Source organism: Pseudomonas sp. LLC-1 (assembly GCF_002992185.1).
Classification (GTDB): domain Bacteria; phylum Pseudomonadota; class Gammaproteobacteria; order Pseudomonadales; family Pseudomonadaceae; genus Aquipseudomonas; species Aquipseudomonas monteilii.
The window spans coordinates 281,018-297,877 of sequence record NZ_LUVY01000012.1; the positions used below are offsets into that span (position 1 = coordinate 281,018).

The window sequence follows — 16,860 nt, forward strand, 5'->3', positions numbered from 1 at the left end:
CCTTCAGTGGCTGCCAGGGTTGGCGCGTATTTGCGCGGCCTTGGCTGCCAGCCCTTGCCAGGCCGGTTTGTCGGTGGCGAAGCGCTGGCGCAGGTAGGCGGCCAGGTCGGCGACCTGTCGGTCCGACAGGCTGTCCTTGAAGCCGGGCATGTAGCCCAGGTCGCGGGTTGCCGGGGTGGGTATGCCGTGCAGCACCACGCGCAGCAGGTTGTCCGGCAGGTCGCTGTGGACGTTGCTGTTCACCGCCATCGACGGGCTGACACCAAACAGCTTCGGCCCCAGGCCATCGCTGTGGCAGGCCAGACACGCGCCCTTGAATACCCGCTCACCGTTGCTCAGCGACACCTGGATATCTGCTTGCGGTGCAGCTTTGGCTGCAAGCGTCGCAGGCTCGCCGTCGAGCGAGCTGAGGTAATGGGCGATGGCGCGTACGTCGCTTTTGGGCAATGTGGCCAACTCGCTGACCACTGGCCCCATCGGGCCTGCCGCCACGCCGTGCTTTTCGGAAAAGCCGGTGCTCAGGTAGCTGAACAGTTCGTCCTCGCTCCACGGCGTTGCCGACTTGCCCAGGGCATTCAGGGCCGGCGCCTCCCAGCCATCGACCATGCCACCGGCAAGGTAGCTGCCGCCGCCTTTTTCCGCGCCCATCAGGTTGCGCGGTGAGTGGCAGGCTGTGCAGTGGCCCAGTCCGTCGACCAGGTAGGCGCCACGGTTCCACTGCGCGCTGCGTTGCGGGTCGGGCTGGTATTCGCCGCGTTGCAGAAACAGCGCATTCCAGCCCGCCATCAGCGGCCGCTGGTTGAACGGGAAGCGCATGTCGTTGGCGGGCGCCGCTTGGCGTACCGGGGTTTGCGACATCAGGTAGGCATACAGCGCCTGCATGTCGGCATCGTTGATGTTGCGAAACGAGGTGTAGGGGAAGGCCGGGTAGAGGTGCCGGCCATCGCGGCTGATGCCTTCGCGCATGGCCCGCTCGAAGGCGGCGAATGACCAGCGGCCAATGCCGGTTTCCGGGTCGGGGGTGATGTTGGTGCTGTACAGCGTGCCGAACGGCGTTTCCATCGCCAGCCCACCCGCATTGACCTTACCGCCGCTGACCGTGTGGCACACGGCGCAGTCACCGGCTGCCGCCACCTGGCGCCCGCGTTCGAGCATCGCCGCGCTCCAGCTGCCGGCACCAGGCGGGGTTACCGGGGCGATTTCAGCGCGCCAGGGCAGGGCGGTGGCGAGCATGCCCAGGGCGGCGCCCACTACCCCGGCCAGCGAGCCGAACCACCACTTCGAGCGTTTCTTTGTGGGGTGTTCCTGTGTGGGTGCATCAGGCCCCTGGCCCTCGCCACCGAGCGCGGCGCGCACCCGTTCCGCCGTGATCGGCAGTTCGCGAAAGCGGATGCCGGTGGCGTCGAAAATGGCGTTGGCGATGGCGGCCGCGCTGGGTACCGAGGCCGACTCGCCACTGCCCATCGGCGGTTCGTGCTGGCGCGGCAGCATCATCACGTCAATGGCTGGCAACTCGGGGAAGGTCAGGATCGGGTAGCCGCCCCATTCCTTGCTGGCCACGGTCGATTCTTCAAAGCTGACTTGTTCCTTGAGCACCCGGCTGGTGGACTGGATGACGTTGCCGTGGATCTGGTGTCGCACGCCCTCCGGGTTGACCATCATCCCGGCATCGTGGCCGATCACCACGCGGGTGACGGCGACCTCGCCGGTGCGCCGGTCTACCGCGACATCAGCCACCCACGCCGCCCAGGCCGCGCCGAAGCCGGGAAACTTGCTGTGGATGTAGCGTGCGTAGGCAAAGCCCCTGCCGCGCAGCACATCGCCTTCGGCCGGCGTTTGCATGGGCTCGGTATGCGGCTGCCACGCGGCGCGTTCGGCGGTGGCCTTGACCAGGTCGATGGCACGCGGGTCGGACAGGTGCCTGAGGCGGTATTCGACCGGGTCGACGCCAGCAGCAAAGGCCAATTCGTCAATGTACGACTCGTGGGCGAAGCTGTTGGGCATGGCCGACACACCGCGCATCCACGAGGCGCGCACCAGCGGCGTCATGTCGTTGATGGTGACGCGCATGTGCTCGTAGTCATACGGCGGGATCGAGGTACGGTCGCCCATCTCGAACAGTGCCGGCACCGGTTCCACGGCGCCGGTCAGTAGCAGCGCCAGGGTTGGGGCGCCGTTGGACGGGTAGCTGGTCTGGAAGTCGTAGGCGGCCACGCTGCCGTCGGCGTTCAGGCCGCCGTCGATTTCCATCAACTGTGCGGTGCCTTTGGGCTCCCACACATGTTCCTGCTCGCGCGTCAGCTGCACCCGCACCGGGCGCTGCACGGCACGCGACAGCAGCACCGCATCGGCGCACACATCGTCGGCGCAGTTGCGGCCATAGCAGCCAGCAGCCTCCATGCGGATGATTTCGATGCGGTCTTCGGCGCACTCCAGCAGCCAGGCCAGGTCGGCGCGCAGCAGGTGCGGGTTTTGTGTGCCGGACCACACGCGGATCAGCCCTTCAGTGAAATCGGCCAGTGCGCAGGAGGGGCCGATAGAGGCATGCAACTGGTAAGGCCACAAGTAACTGCGGCTAAGGCGCTGGCTGGCATTGGCAATGCCGCCATCGACATCACCCTTGTCCAGCACGGTGCGTTGCACACGCGGGTTATCGCGGATGGCCTGGGCGACATCGCTGAGGTCAGGCAGCTTGGCAGTAAAGGGCTTCCAGCTGACTTTCAGGTCATGGGCGGCGCGAATGGCCTGTTCCTCGCGCTCGGCCACCACGCCGACAAAGTCGCGGATGACCACCACCGCGACCACGCCGGGCACGTGGGCGATGGAGGCTTCATCGACCGCCAGCAGGCTGTTGCCGACGAAGTCACCGCTGTCGTGGCCGGCGTACGGTGGGCGGATGACCCGGCCGTGCAACATGTCGGGCAGGCGCATGTCATGCACGTAGGTCAGCTCGCCAGTGGCCTTGCCGGGGATGTCCACCCGAGCGGCACTGCGCCCGACCAGGCGGTAGTCCTCAATGGCCTTGAGCGGCGCATCGTCGGCGATGTACAGCTGATGGTTTTCGCCTTGCACCAGTTCGGCAAAGCTCAGTGTACTGCCATTGCTGGCGATCACCGCGCCTTCTTCAATGCGCAGGGCTTCGGGGGCGCAAGCAAGCCGTTGCGCGGCCTGTTGCAGCAAAAAACGCCGCGCCGTGGCCGCCGCTTTGCGCAAAGGCACGGCGGAAATCTGCAAGGTAGCGCTGGCAATGGTTGCGCCCTGGTTCGGCGCCCGCTCGGTGTCGCCCAGCACCATGTGTACCTGGTCCATGCGCAGGTCCAGTTCTTCGGCAACGATCTGCGCCAGCGAGGTGCGAATGCCGGTGCCTAGGTCGACGTGGCCGTTGAAGGCGTAGACCAGGCCGTCGTCGCTGACGGCGATGAACAACGCCAGTTCGCGTTCCTTGACCACGGGCGTCACGCCCTTGGCCACGGGGCCGGAAGGCGGGGTGATCTGGTCGACGATCAGCAACACGCCGGCCTTGGCCAGCAACTGGTCGCGGCTGGGCACCTGTTGAGAGTGGTTCATGCTTTGCTCCGGGTCTGGGCAGCGCGGCGCACGGCGCGCAGGATTTCGACGTGGGTGCCACAGCGGCACAGGTTGCCGCGCAGTTCATTGCGGATCTGTTCGTCGCTGGGGTTTGGGATGCGGTCGAGCAAGGCCTTGGCGGTCATGATCATGCCGTTCATGCAGTAACCGCACTGGGCGGCCTGTTCGTCGATGAACGCCTGTTGCACTGCGTGCGGCGCGGCCTTGCTGCCCAGCCCTTCGAGGGTGGTGATGTCACGGCCCTCGGCGCCGGCCAAGGGAATGACACACGAGCGGGCAGCCACGCCGTCGATGATCACCGTGCACGCCCCGCATTCGCCCAGGCCGCAGCCGTACTTGGGGCCGTTCAGGCACAGGTCGTTGCGCAGGACCAGCAGCAGCGGTGTGTCGGGCGCGGCGCTGGTTTCGACGGCTTGGCCGTTGACCCGCAGGGAGAGGGTTGTTTGCATTATTGGCTCATCTCTGGAGGTTGCTTGCGCTACCGAAGGACTCAAATGAAGAGAGAAATTCGGTAAGTACTCACTACATGAAATGAGTGAGCAAGAAGCAGGCCAGGGATGGTTTTGAAGGGGAGTGCCTCAGAGGCGGTGGGGTACCTGTGGGAGCGGGCGAGCCCGCGAACACCGGCGAAGCCGGTGCCATACACCGCGTCGCTCGCTTCGCGGGCATGCCCGCTCCCACAGTGACCGCGCAAGATTCTGGGCTTTGGGCAGGTCTTGTCCGGGAGTGGCTTCAGCCAGCGCTTTCGTCGCTGTCGATCATCTTGCGCAGCAGGTACAGGATGGCCACGCGTTCACCGGCATTCAGGCTGCCCATGCTCAGCTCGCTGATCTGCCGGGCGCAGGGGATCATTTCGTCCAGCAAGGCAGCACCGCTGACGGTGAGTTCAACGATAACCTTGCGTCGGTCGCTCGGGTCTGGCGACAACTGCACCAGTTCGCGTGCCTTCAAGCGGTCGACGATGCCGCGGATGGTTGCCTGGTCGACCGCAGTGGCCTTGATCAGCTCGGCCTGGGAGCTGGGGCCGTGGTCGCGCAGGGCGCACAGGGTGACGAACTGGATCGAGGTCAGCTGCGGGTCGCAAGCCTGCTGCTGGAAGATCGCCGTGTGCCGCTGGTAGGCCTTGCGCAGCAAGTGGCCGACCTGTTCGGTAACGTCGTAGGGGGTGTTGTCAAGCGGGGCGCTGCTGGGGGTGGTTTTTTTTGACATAGGATGGCTTGGGCTGGGTGAAAAGAGGCTGGCCGGCCGCCAATAGCGGAGCGCCCGGCCAGTATAACCACTATCTTGCCCGCGACTCCTCTGGTGCTACCACGTCGCCGGCCAGGACCACGGCCTTGTCATCCAGGTAGATGTCGCAATTGCGCAGCGGAATGTCCAGGTGGCACGGGGTCTTGCGCTTGCCGCCGACCTCGGTGTTGGGGCCGGTGGAGAACAGGAAGTTGCCGTAGAAGGCGCGGGCGTCCATGCACATGCCATCGTTGCGGTCGTGCAGGCCCATGGCCGTCCACTGCGCGCGTGGCTGCAGGCCCCAGCCGATGTGCGAAATGCCGTACACCTCGGGGTCGTTGAAGTATTTCATGTAGTCACGCAGGTACTCGGCCTCGAAGCCGCCATGAATGCCGGTGATGAAGCCTTTCTCGATCTCCAGGGTGATGCGCTCGCGGCAGTAGTTCTTGAACGGCAGGATGATGTCCCCCACGTCCAGCACCAGCGTGCCCTCGGCGCTGTCCTCGTTCGGCCAGGTGAACAGGAAGCCGCTGGGCCAGTGGTCCCAGCGCCCCGGCTCGTCGGCATAGCCGTATTCGGTCACGGCCGGGTACTGGCCGAGCGGGGCGTGGAAGTCGCTGCCGGCCTTGGACCGCACATGCATGCTGCGCGCCTGTTTCAGCAGGGTTTCGGCAGCCAGGACTCGGCGCTTGTCGTCTTCGGTCGGCAGCATGCGCGCCAGCACTTCCGGCGGCTCTACGGCCAGCAGGATGCGCGTGCCGGTCTTGAGAATCTGCTCCTGCTCGGGCGAGTGCAGCAGCATCATGGTGTCGACGACCAGGTCGGCCGCTTCCAGTGCCCGTTGTGCCGCCAGGTTGCCGGTAAGCGCGGTGTCGCCGCAGTAGGCGGTCATGTCATTGCCCATCGCCGTGGGGTGGTTGAACGCGGGCAGCTCCACCGCATACACCTTGGCCTTCAGGCGCTGCGCAGCTTCCATCGCCGCGTTGACCGTGCGCGGGTCGGAGTAGTGGCTCTTGAGCACGGCGACGCTCTGCGTCTCGTCCACGCGGGACAGCTTCAGTACGTGCTCGAACATCTGGGTCAGTTGCGCATTGCTCACCGGCATTGGGGTTCTCCTGGGCGGCGTTGATGGGGGAGAGGTGCTGCACCAAGGCGGTGCCTGGCGCTTCAACTCGGTGCAAATTAATAGTGTGTACACCATACTTTTGCAGATGAAAGCGCATCCCGCCGACAAGCGCAAGTTATCTGTAAAACGTTACCTATCCACACATTTGCCCAGTAATTACGGTAACAATTCGCTGGTCATGCTTTTCGATCAGTTGTTTGAAAAATATTTGCCTGCCCCTCTTTTCAAAATTCAATTACAGCGTATACGCTCTAAATCGTCAGGCGGTCGAGCCGCCGGCCACACATCAGAACAAGAGGAGAAATACCCATGCGGGGTAGGCAGAAAATCGCAATCGTCGGTGCGGGTCTGGGTGGGGCAGCCGCCGCCACGTTGCTGCAACAGGCCGGGTTCGATGTCGAGGTGTTCGAGCAGGCGCCGGAGTTCACCCGCCTTGGCGCGGGCATTCATATCGGCCCTAACGTGATGAAAATCTTCCGCCGCATGGGGCTGGAGCAGAAGCTGGAGCTGATGGGCTCGCACCCGGACTTCTGGTTCAGCCGCGACGGCAATACCGGTGATTACCTGTCGCGCATTCCGCTGGGCGAATATGCCCGTCGCGAGTACGGCGCCGCCTACATCACCATTCACCGTGGCGACCTGCACGCGCTGCAGATCGACGCGATCAAGCCGGGCACCGTGCACTTCGGCAAGCGCCTGCAAAAGATTGTCGACGAAGGCGACCAGGTGCGCCTGGACTTCGCCGACGGCACGCACACCGTGGCCGACATCGTCATCGGTGCCGACGGCATCCATTCGAAGATCCGCGAAGAACTGCTGGGCGCTGAAGCGCCGAACTACAGCGGTTGGGTCGCGCACCGGGCACTGATCCGCGGGGTGAACCTGGCGCAGCATGCCGATGTGTTCGAGCCCTGCGTGAAGTGGTGGTCCGAAGACCGCCACATGATGGTCTACTACACCACCGGCAAGCGTGACGAGTACTACTTCGTCACCGGTGTACCGCATGAAGCCTGGGACTTCCAGGGCGCTTATGTGGACAGCAGCCAGGAGGAAATGCGCGCCGCCTTCGAGGGTTACCACCCCACCGTGCAGAAGCTGATCGACGCGACCGAATCGATCACCAAGTGGCCGCTGCGCAACCGCAATCCGTTGCCGCTGTGGAGCCGTGGCCGCCTGGTCATGCTGGGTGACGCCTGCCACCCGATGAAGCCACACATGGCCCAGGGTGCCTGCATGGCCATCGAGGATGCGGCCATGCTGACCCGCTGCCTGCAAGAGACCGGGCTGTCCGACCACCGCACCGCGTTCGCCCTGTACGAAGCCAACCGCAAGGAGCGGGCATCGCAGGTGCAGTCGGTATCCAACGCCAACACCTGGCTCTACACCCAGGAAGACCCGGCCTGGGTCTACGGCTACGACCTCTACGGGCAGCCGCTTAAAAGCGGGGAGGCGGCATGAGTACCTTCGTCGCCGGCGGCAACGTCAGCGCCAATGGCATCCGCCAGCATTACCTGCGCTACGGCGGCAAGGGCCCTGCGTTGATCCTGGTGCCGGGCATCACCAGCCCGGCGGTTACCTGGGGCTTCGTGGCCGAGCGCCTTGGCCAGTACTTCGATACCTATGTGCTGGATGTGCGTGGGCGCGGCCTGTCTGAGAGCGGGCCAGGGCTGGATTACGGCACGGACGCCTGTGCCGCAGACATCCCCGCGTTTGCTGCTGCGCTGGGCCTGGGCAGCTATCACCTGGTCGGGCACTCGATGGGCGCGCGCTTTGCCATTCGTGCAGCTGCCCAAGGGGCGCCGGGGTTGCAGCGGCTGGTGCTGGTCGACCCGCCGGTATCCGGGCCGGGGCGCCGCGCCTACCCGAGCAAGTTGCCGTGGTATGTCGATTCCATCCGCCAGGCCACGGTTGGCATGAGCGGCGACGACATGCGCGCCTTCTGTGCCACCTGGAGCGACGAGCAACTGGCCCTGCGCGCCGAGTGGCTGCACACCTGTTACGAGCCGGCAATCGTGCGCGCCTTCGATGACTTCCACGAGGTGGATATCCACCAGGACCTGCCTGCCGTGCGCCAGCCGGCGCTGCTGATGGTGGCGGGGCGCGGCGGGGTGATCGAGCCCCACGACATAGCCGAAATCCGCGAGCTGAAGCCGGATATCCAGGTGGTACAGGTAGACAACGCCGGCCACATGATCCCTTGGGATGACCTTGAAGGCTTCTTCGCCGCCTTTGGCGACTTCCTCGACCAACCCCTCGTCTGACGGAGCACGAGACATGACCCAGCTATACCGCATCGGCCAGATCGTGCCGAGTTCCAACACCACCATGGAAACCGAGATCCCGGCGATGCTCAATGCACGCCAGGCCATCCGCCCCGAGCGCTTCACCTTCCATTCCAGCCGCATGCGCATGAAGCAGGTAAAGAAGGAAGAGCTGGCCGCGATGGACGCCGAGTCTGACCGCTGCGCCGTGGAGCTGTCCGACGCCAAGGTCGATGTGCTGGGCTACGCCTGCCTGGTGGCGATCATGGCCATGGGCCTGGGCTACCACCGCCAATCGGAAAAGCGCCTGCAACAGGCCACTGCCGACAATGATGCGTTGGCACCGGTCATCACCAGTGCCGGTGCGCTGGTAGAGGCCTTGCATGTGATGAAGGCCAAGCGCATTGCCATCGTCGCCCCGTACATGAAGCCGCTGACCGAACTGGTGGTGAACTACATCCGCGAGGAAGGCTTTGAAGTGCAGGACTGGCGCGCGCTGGAAATCCCCGACAACCTCGCCGTGGCCCGACACGACCCGGCCAACCTGCCAGGCATCGTCGCCGGCATGAACCTGGAAGGCGTGGATGTGGTGGTGCTCTCGGCCTGCGTGCAGATGCAGTCGCTGCCAGCCGTGGCCAAGGTCGAGGCGCAAACCGGCAAGCCAGTGGTTACCGCGGCCATCGCCACCACCTACGCCATGCTCAAGGCGCTGGACCTGGAGCCGATCGTGCCGGGCGCCGGTGCCTTGCTGTCGGGCGCTTACTGAAACCGGGAGGCTGACATGAGCGACACACAAAGCGCCCGTGACAACTATCAGGGTGTGTGGGGCCAGCGCATCGGCTTCGGCCGCAAGCCAGCCCTGTTGATGATCGACTTCATGCAGGGTTACACCACGCCTGGCGCGCCGCTGTATGCCCCGGGTGTTGTCGCGGCGGTCGAGCAGGCTGCCGGCCTGCTGGCGCTGGCCCGCGACTGCGGTACCCTGGTGGTGCACACCAACATCCGCTACCAGCCGCCGCATTTTGTCGACGGCGGTGTGTGGGTGCGCAAGGCACCGGTGATGAAGGATATGGTCGAAGGCAACCCGCTGGCCGCGTTTTGCGAGGCCGTCGCACCGCAGGCGGGGGAGGTGGTGTTGAGCAAGCAGTACGCCAGTGCCTTCTTCGGCACCAGCCTGGCCCCGCTGCTGCATGCTCAAGGCGTGGACACCGTGGTGCTGGCCGGCTGCTCCACCAGCGGCTGCATCCGTGCCAGTGCGGTGGACGCCATGCAGCACGGCTTTCGAACCATCGTGGTGCGTGAGTGTGTGGGTGACCGCCACAACGACCCGCATGAAGCCAACCTATTCGACATCGACAGCAAGTATGGGGATGTCGTTACCCGGCAGGACGCCATGCAACACCTGCGGCACCTGGCCGGCTGAACGCCGGGCGGCCTTTACCCAATAACAATCAAGGAACGGTGCCGGAAGCCCGTCCATGACCGCCTGCTGTCCGGGCGGTCGCCCCGCAGGAGCACTCGGGGTCTTCAGGCGTTGCCGGGGCGCGCCGCGTATAGTGCGCGGGGTGCCCGGCGCGTCGAAAACTGCTGGCCTTAAAACAACCACAAAGTCGCCCGCCAGGAGACAGGAAATGCCAATTGCGAATGCAACCACGGTCCACAGTGACATCGACCATGGCACCAAAGCGCTGTACAGCAAGATCACCTGGAGGCTAATACCCTTCCTGTGCTTCTGCTACCTCGCCGCGTACCTCGACCGCATCAACGTCGGTTTCGCCAAGCTGCAAATGCTCGAAGACCTGCAGTTCAGCACCGCAGCCTACGGCCTGGGTGCCGGTCTGTTCTTCGTCGGCTATATCATCTTCGAAGTGCCGAGCAACCTGATCCTGCAGCGCGTTGGTGCCAAGCTGTGGATCGCCCGCATCATGATCACCTGGGGCTTGCTGTCGGCCTGCACCATGTTCGTCAGCACCACCACCCAGTTCTACATCCTGCGGTTTCTGCTCGGGGCTGCCGAGGCTGGCTTCCTGCCGGGCGTGTTGTACTACCTGACCATGTGGTACCCCACCTACCGGCGCGGGCGCATCATCGCCCTGTTCATGATCGGGCTGCCGTTGTCCAGCGTGATCGGCGGGCCGATCTCTGGCTGGATCATGGGCCATTTCGACCAGGTGCACGGCCTGCATGGCTGGCAGTGGCTGTTCCTGCTGGAGGCGATTCCCAGCGTGCTGCTTGGCATCCTCACGTTCTGGGCACTGCCCAACCACTTCCAGCAGGCCAAGTGGCTGTCGGCTGACGACAAGGCCCAACTGGCGGCAGACCTGGCCGCCGACGATGCCGAGGGCAAAGACAGCAAGCACAGCTTCCGCGACGGTTTCTTCAACCTGAAGGTGTGGATGCTGGGGGGTATCGACTTCTCGATCCTGCTCAGCGCTTATGCCATGGGTTTCTGGATGCCGACCTTCATCCGTGATGCAGGCGTCAGTGATACCTTCCACATTGGCCTGCTCACGGCCATCCCGAGCCTGGCAGCGCTGGCCGGCATGCTGATGATCGGGGCCAGCTCCGACCGCCACCGCGAGCGCCGCTGGCACATCATCGTGCCGTTCATCATCGGTGCGATTGCCATGGCCAGCAGTACCTTGTTCAGCCAGAACCTGGTGATGACCGTGGTGCTGTTCGCCATCGCCTCGGCGGCCATCATCGGTGCCGTGCCGGTGTTCTTCAGCCTGCCGGCCACCTTCCTCAAGGGCACGGCCGCGGCTACCGGCTTCGCCCTGGCTTGTTCGGTGGCCAATATCGCCGGCCTGGTCAGCAACTCGCTGATGGGCCTGGTCACTGACCTGACCGGTACTTCTCACGCGGCACTGTGGGTGTTTGCCGGCTGCCTGATTCTCAGCTGCTTCCTGGTTATTGCCTTGCCGGCGAAGCTGGTCAACCGCTAGCGGCCCAGCGCTTCACGCGATGGCAGTGCAGGCGGGCCGGGTGCCCGCCTGCCAATCCTCTCTCAAAGCAACCTGCACGTCGGTGGCCGTTCAAGGCCGCCGCGCCGGGTGGCTGTTGCCCGAATCCAGGAGTAGCCCCATGCAAGGTTCCACTGCACCGCGTTTTTCTTCGTCTGCGCGCCTGGCCGGCGGTTGTATTGCCGCCGCGCTGTGTGCCGAGGCTTCGGCCGAAGAGGCCGGTTTCATCGAAGGCGCCCGCGCCACGCTGCAGGCGCGCAATTACTTTTTCAGCCGTGACTACGCCGACATCAAGGGGGCGAGCACCCAATCGCGTACCCAGGAGTGGGCGCAGGGGTTCATCCTCAATGCCAGCTCCGGCTATACCCAGGGCACGCTGGGCGTCGGTGTCGATGTTACCGGCCTGCTTGGCTTCAAGCTCGACAGCAGCCCGGCGCATGCCAAGTCCGGCTTGTTGCCCAGCCTGGACAGCGGCAAGTCAGCGGACGAATACAGCCGCCTGGGTGCGGCGATCAAGTTCAAGGTGTCGCAGACCGAGTTGAAGGTGGGCGAGTTGATGCCAAACCTGCCCGTGCTGCTGTTCAGCGACCTGCGCCTGCTGCCTCCGACTTACCAGGGGGCGATGCTGGAGTCCCGCGAGTTTGCCGGGCTGACCCTGAATGCCGGGCAGTTCCGCTCCACCAGCCTGCGTGACTCGTCCAACAGCCAGAAGATGTACGCGCTGGTCAACGACCCGATCAACCCGGCGCGGCTGGCACGTTTTACCAGCGACCGTTTCAACTACGTGGGCGCCGACTATGCCTTCAATGACAACCGCACCAGTGTTGGCGTATGGCAGGCGCAGCTGGAAGACATCTACCAGCAGCGCTTCTACAGCTTCAAGCATGCCGAGCCGTTGGGTGACTGGACGCTGGGGGTGAATGCCGGCTACTTCGATGCCCGTGAGGACGGGCGCAAGATTGCCGGCGATTACGACAATCACGCACTGTTCAGCCTGTTCTCGGCCAAGACCGGCGGGCATACCTTCTACGTGGGGTACCAGCAGATTGGCGGTGATGACGGCTTTATCCAGGTGGGCGCCAACACCAACCCGATGGGCAACACGCTGCCGACCTACGAGTTTTCGGCGCCGGGGGAGCGGTCGTGGCAGGTGCGGCACGACTATAACTTTGTCGCCTTGGGCATTCCGGGCCTGACGTCGACCTTGCGCTATGTGAAAGGGCGGGATGTGGACACCGGGCTGGGCTTTGAAGGGCGAGATCGGGAACGTGATCTGGACCTGGCCTATGTGGTGCAAAGCGGGCCGTTGGCCGGGTTGGGGGTGCGGGTGCGTAACGTAATGGCGCGTTCCAATTACCGGACGGACATTGATGAGAACCGGCTGATCCTGAGTTATACGGTTAAGCTGTTCTGAGTTCGTAATTGCTCAAGCGTCTGCGTGCTCCCACAGGTTTGCGCTGGTTTCAGCTATCGCGCAATCCTGTGGGGGTAGCAGGTCATGCTGGAAGTCACTGCAAAGTCGCGGTTTTAAACTCATCCGGTAACTGCTGGATAGCCGCCTCTATCCTGGCGATCGGTTCAGCCAACGCGTCCGCTTCGTTGTGCTTACCCTCCCTTCTCAGGCGATCGCGCTCAAGGCGCAGGTTCAGCAAATTCTTCTGCAGCTTCAGGGCCGAGGCATTGTACGGGTCCATGCTTTTCTCACGCTGTGGGCTTCCGTGCCGTTGTAGGAAAACCGGACCGTAGCAGCTCGATTTTGCTGCAGAAACTGATCTTTCATACAGGGAAATCCCTTCGAGGCGAATACTCCTACGTTGCGTGGTAAAAGATCCTACAAGCTGCATTTCAAATCGTTTCATTCAATCTTGGCTGAACCCCGCGTGATACCTGGCCACAACGGGGCTTCGTCCCTACTGGCTCTCGGCAATTTCCTGTAAATGGCTTGCCGTGCCCTTCGCAACTTCGTGTAGCAATTGCTTGCGCGTTACAAGTGGTCCGCATCGACGACCGCCTGGGCAAACGCTTTTGGCGCTTCCTGCGGCAGGTTGTGGCCAATGCCACCGCTGATCAGCCGGTACTCGTACTTGCCGGTAAAGCGCTTTGCATACGCTTCTGCAGGCGGGTGCGGGGCGCCGTTGGCGTCGCCCTCCAGGGCAATGGTCGGTACAGTGATGCCGGGGAAGCTGGCCAGCTTGGCTTCCAGCGGGTCATAGCGGGTTTCGCCTTGGGCCAGCCCCAGCCGCCAGCGGTAGTTGTGCACGGTAATTGCCACTTGATCGGGGTTATCCAGGGCCTGGGCGCTGCGTTCGAACGTGGCGTCATCGAAAGCCCACTTGGGCGAGGCGGTTTGCCAGATCAGTTTGGCGAAGGCATGGCGGTTCTGCTCGTAGCCCGCCTGGCCGCGCGGGGTGGCGAAGTAGTACTGGTACCACCACTGAAGTTCCGCGCTGGGTGGCAGCGGGGCCTTGGCGGCTTCCTGGCTGCTGATCAGGTAGCCGCTGACCGACACCAGGGCCTTCACCCGCTCTGGCCACAGCGCAGAGACAATATCGGCAGTGCGCGCACCCCAGTCGAAACCGGCGAGTACTGCACGCTGGATATGCAGCGCGTCCATGAACGCGACGACATCGCTGGCCAGGGCGGTGGGTTGGGCATTGCGTGGCGTTGCGGCAGACAGGAAGCGGGTTTGGCCGTAGCCGCGCACGTAGGGCACCAACACCCGGTAACCTTTTGCCGCCAGGGCAGGTGCAACTTCCTCGAAGCTGTGAATGTCGTAGGGCCAGCCGTGCAGCAGGATCACCACCGGGCCATCGGCGGGGCCTTGCTCCACGTAAGCCACATCGAGCACGCCCGCGTTGATGTGTTTCAGCGGGCCGAACCTGTCTGCCACTGCGCTTGCTGGCTGGGGCTGTATGGGTGCGGCGGTGGCCATGGCCGCCGCCATCAGCCCGAGCGGCAGCACGGCGCAGGCCAGCAGGGCATGGTTGAAACGGCGTGACAGGGTGTGGGTCGAGTGGCGGGCGGGCATCGGGCATCTCCTTGGCATGAGCCAGTGGGGCGGGTTGATGTGTGCCAGTAAAGTTGACGGCTGTATCGCCGATATGTCCGGTTGACCCGTTGGAAACGTATTTGTGTATCAGGTCTCAATGGGTACACATAACGATACAAACGCGGTGCAGCGGTGGTTTCTCCGCTGCTGTACCAATCGAAGGTTTACCCGGCCAAGGAGAGGCCCATGCATTACGTTGTCACTGAACCTCATCGCAGTGAATACCCGCGGCCCATTCGCTTCGCCAAGGGCACGTTGCTGAACATCGGGCCACGCTACGAAGGCGAGCCAGGTTGGCAGGACTGGTACCTGTGTACCTGCAGTGGTCAGGAGCCTGGCTGGGTACCGGCCCAGTTGATCGAGCGGATCAGCGTGTGCCAGGGCAGGGCACTGGACAATTACTCAGCGCATGAGCTCGATGCCGACCCCGGGCAGCGGGTGCAGATGCTGCGCCCGCTCAACGGGTGGGTCTGGTGCCGTCGCCATGGCAATGGCGAACTGGGTTGGCTGCCTGCAGAAAAGCTTCAGCAGGTTTCCATCTGATCCGCTTTTTTTCCACAAAGCTGAATCTGTAACCGTATCAGCCCAAGGCCGAGAATATGCCCATTCCCGCATCACAACTGTAGAGGTTCCAATGGGCAAGCTGGCGCTATTCCTGGGTGGTTTTCTGCTACTGACCATTCTGATTGGTCTTCTTGGCACGATTCCGCCAAGCTGAGGTTCAACGTTTATCCGCGCATGGGATAAGTCATTCTTTGCGCTGGGAAATCTGTCCACAAAAAACGTGGGTAGGTCTGTGGATAAAGTGCTGTAAGCCAAGCCCACGGCGGGCTCTGTTAAATTGAGCAGAAATTGAACAGCCGTTTCAGTGGCTGTTTCATTGGGCCATGCCGGCTCGGCGCAGGGCCGCCAGCAAGTCACGTACCCGTGCCGGCAGCTCGCCGGCAGGGTATAGCGCATGCATCTGTGGGTCCTGGCCGCTGCTGGAGGTCAGGCGGTACTGCGGGCACACCCGCACCAGACGCCCGGTTTTGACCTGCGCTTCGCCAACCCAGGCGGCCAGGCGGGCGATACCGGCACCGGCCAGGGTGCTGTGGTACACCGCATCACCCGAACCCAGGCGCAGCCTGGGCCTGGGGCGCAGGCTGGTGATCTGGCCCTCGCGGCAGAAATGCCAGGCCTTGAGGATGCGTGGCGCGGTATGCAGGATCAGCGTATGCCCCTCCAGGTCTTCCGGGTGTTGCGGTGTGCCGGCCTGGCCCAGGTAGGCGGGGCTGGCATACAGGTGGCGCTGATAGGGCCAAAGCGGGTAGCCGATCAGCTCGCTTGATTGGGGGAAGGCGCCGCGCACCACGAAATCGAATTTGCCTTGCAGTGGGTCGAGGGCTTCGTCGCTGTACTGCACGTCCAGGGTCACTTGCGGGTGGCAGCGAGAAAACTCGGCAAGCACCTGCGGCAACACATGCTCCCCCAGCAACTGCGGCACGGCAAAGCGGATCCAGCCCTGGGCACTGCCGCTGAGCGCGGCCAGTTCGTCGGCTGCATCGCGTTGCACATCCAGCAAGCGTTCGGCGTGCGGCAACAGTCGCTCGCCGGCTTCGGTCAAGGTCACGGCGTTGGCGTTGCGGTTGAGCAGCTTGCTTCCGGCGTTGTCTTCCAGGGTTTGCACAGCTCGGGTAACTGCGCTGGGAGAACGCCCCAATGCGCGGGCAGCGGCGACGAAGCTGCGCTTGTGTGCCACGCTGACGAACGCCTGGATTTCCCGCAGCATGTCCAATGCCATCGCCTGCTCCTTGTTGCAGTTTTCGCAATATGGCATTTCAACACAAGCACGGTACTTTGATTAGCCTTGCAGGCGTCTTCTCTGCCTCTGGGCCTGCATCATGATGGATATCGCTGTACTTTCCGTGTTCGCTTTTGCCGCTGGGCTGATCGATGCCGCCGTGGGGGGCGGTGGGCTGATCCAGATCCCGGCCTTGTTCAATGTGCTGCCCACCGCACAGCCAGCGGCATTGCTCGGCAGCAACAAGCTGGCGTCGGTGTGCGGCACGGCCTTCGCGGCGCGGTCGTTTATCCGCAAGGTGACGCTGGACTGGGGGCTGATCGTTCCCGCTGCACTCAGCGCCTTTGTCATGTCGTTCGCCGGTGCCGCCACGGTGTCGCTGGTGCCGCCCAGCGTGATGCGGCCGGCGGTGCTGGTGCTGATCGTGCTGATGGCCATCTACACCTTCTGCAAGAAAGACTTCGGCACCCTGCACAAGCCTGCGCAAATCGGCCGCAAGGAGCAGTGCCTGGCGGTGCTGATCGGCGGTGCGATCGGCTTTTACGACGGCCTGTTCGGCCCGGGCACCGGTAGCTTCCTGATCTTCCTGTTCATCCGCTTCTTTGCCCTGGACTTCCTGCACGCCTCGGCGTCGGCCAAGGTGGTGAACATCGCCACCAACCTGGCGGCACTGGTGTTCTTCGTGCCGACGGGCAACGTGTTGTATGCCATCGCCCTGCCCATGGCGGTGTGCAACATCCTGGGCGCGCTGACCGGTACCTGGCTGGCAGTGCGCAAGGGCGCCGGCTTTGTCCGCGGGTTGTTCCTGGTGCTGTTGTGCGTGCTGATCGCCAAGCTGTCGTGGGACTTGCTGGCCGGTTGAC

General features: G+C 63.7%; 15 protein-coding genes. 8 read left to right on the forward strand and 7 right to left on the reverse strand.

The window, feature by feature from the left end; genetic code table 11:
• Window positions 1-3: 3 nt before the first annotated feature.
• From A0O30_RS12135 to A0O30_RS12155, 4 genes are all read right to left on the reverse strand, one after another.
• Window positions 4-3,567 (reverse strand): molybdopterin cofactor-binding domain-containing protein, encoded by a 3,564-nt coding sequence (locus tag A0O30_RS12135; RefSeq protein ID WP_105946651.1) that lies wholly within the window; start codon window positions 3,565-3,567, stop codon window positions 4-6.
• Complete coding sequence (locus A0O30_RS12140; protein WP_019096755.1) at window positions 3,564-4,037, reverse strand: (2Fe-2S)-binding protein; 474 nt, start codon at window positions 4,035-4,037, stop codon at window positions 3,564-3,566. Before A0O30_RS12140 ends, A0O30_RS12135 begins: the two co-directional genes overlap by 4 nt.
• A 283-nt stretch (window positions 4,038-4,320) precedes the next feature.
• Complete coding sequence (locus tag A0O30_RS12150; protein WP_105946653.1) at window positions 4,321-4,797, reverse strand: MarR family winged helix-turn-helix transcriptional regulator; 477 nt, start codon at window positions 4,795-4,797, stop codon at window positions 4,321-4,323.
• Between the two features lie 70 nt (window positions 4,798-4,867).
• A complete protein-coding gene (locus A0O30_RS12155; RefSeq protein ID WP_003251118.1) occupies window positions 4,868-5,920 on the reverse strand; it encodes a 2,5-dihydroxypyridine 5,6-dioxygenase in 1,053 nt (350 codons plus the stop codon).
• A 330-nt stretch (window positions 5,921-6,250) separates the two neighbouring features.
• On the opposite strand from A0O30_RS12155, the gene nicC reads away from it, so the two are divergent.
• From nicC to A0O30_RS12185, 6 genes are all read left to right on the forward strand, one after another.
• Window positions 6,251-7,399 carry a 6-hydroxynicotinate 3-monooxygenase gene (gene nicC / locus A0O30_RS12160; protein ID WP_019096757.1) on the forward strand — a complete coding sequence of 383 codons (1,149 nt, stop codon included), beginning with the start codon at window positions 6,251-6,253 and terminating at the stop codon, window positions 7,397-7,399.
• Window positions 7,396-8,202, forward strand: coding sequence for an N-formylmaleamate deformylase (gene nicD, locus A0O30_RS12165; protein ID WP_105946654.1), 807 nt, complete (start codon window positions 7,396-7,398; stop codon window positions 8,200-8,202). The genes nicC and nicD overlap by 4 nt, the downstream gene beginning before the upstream one ends.
• A gap of 13 nt (window positions 8,203-8,215) precedes the next feature.
• On the forward strand, window positions 8,216-8,968 hold the full coding sequence (locus tag A0O30_RS12170) for an Asp/Glu racemase (protein WP_086977785.1): 753 nt from the start codon (window positions 8,216-8,218) through the stop codon (window positions 8,966-8,968).
• A gap of 15 nt (window positions 8,969-8,983) precedes the next feature.
• Complete coding sequence (locus A0O30_RS12175) at window positions 8,984-9,625, forward strand: N-carbamoylsarcosine amidohydrolase (protein ID WP_105946655.1); 642 nt, start codon at window positions 8,984-8,986, stop codon at window positions 9,623-9,625.
• Between the two features lie 208 nt (window positions 9,626-9,833).
• The gene (locus A0O30_RS12180; RefSeq protein ID WP_105946656.1) at window positions 9,834-11,147 is read left to right on the forward strand and encodes an MFS transporter; all 1,314 of its coding nucleotides are present in this window, start codon (window positions 9,834-9,836) and stop codon (window positions 11,145-11,147) included.
• A 139-nt stretch (window positions 11,148-11,286) separates the two neighbouring features.
• Window positions 11,287-12,579 (forward strand): OprD family porin, encoded by a 1,293-nt coding sequence (locus A0O30_RS12185; RefSeq protein WP_105946657.1) that lies wholly within the window; start codon window positions 11,287-11,289, stop codon window positions 12,577-12,579.
• A 94-nt stretch (window positions 12,580-12,673) separates the two neighbouring features.
• Here A0O30_RS12185 and A0O30_RS12190 read toward each other — a convergent pair whose 3' ends face one another.
• Window positions 12,674-12,859 (reverse strand): hypothetical protein, encoded by a 186-nt coding sequence (locus A0O30_RS12190; RefSeq protein WP_105946658.1) that lies wholly within the window; start codon window positions 12,857-12,859, stop codon window positions 12,674-12,676.
• Between the two features lie 290 nt (window positions 12,860-13,149).
• Complete coding sequence (locus tag A0O30_RS12195) at window positions 13,150-14,193, reverse strand: alpha/beta fold hydrolase (protein WP_105946659.1); 1,044 nt, start codon at window positions 14,191-14,193, stop codon at window positions 13,150-13,152.
• Between the two features lie 207 nt (window positions 14,194-14,400).
• Between A0O30_RS12195 and A0O30_RS12200 the strand changes: the two genes are divergently transcribed.
• Window positions 14,401-14,757 carry an SH3 domain-containing protein gene (locus tag A0O30_RS12200; RefSeq protein WP_105946660.1) on the forward strand — a complete coding sequence of 119 codons (357 nt, stop codon included), beginning with the start codon at window positions 14,401-14,403 and terminating at the stop codon, window positions 14,755-14,757.
• Between the two features lie 334 nt (window positions 14,758-15,091).
• Here the strand turns inward: A0O30_RS12200 and A0O30_RS12210 are convergent, their stop codons facing one another.
• A complete protein-coding gene (locus A0O30_RS12210) occupies window positions 15,092-15,997 on the reverse strand; it encodes a LysR family transcriptional regulator (RefSeq protein ID WP_105946661.1) in 906 nt (301 codons plus the stop codon).
• Between the two features lie 100 nt (window positions 15,998-16,097).
• Here A0O30_RS12210 and A0O30_RS12215 point away from each other — a divergent pair, with 100 nt between their 5' ends.
• On the forward strand, window positions 16,098-16,859 hold the full coding sequence (locus tag A0O30_RS12215) for a TSUP family transporter (RefSeq protein WP_016711449.1): 762 nt from the start codon (window positions 16,098-16,100) through the stop codon (window positions 16,857-16,859).
• The last annotated feature ends 1 nt before the right edge of the window (window position 16,860 follow it).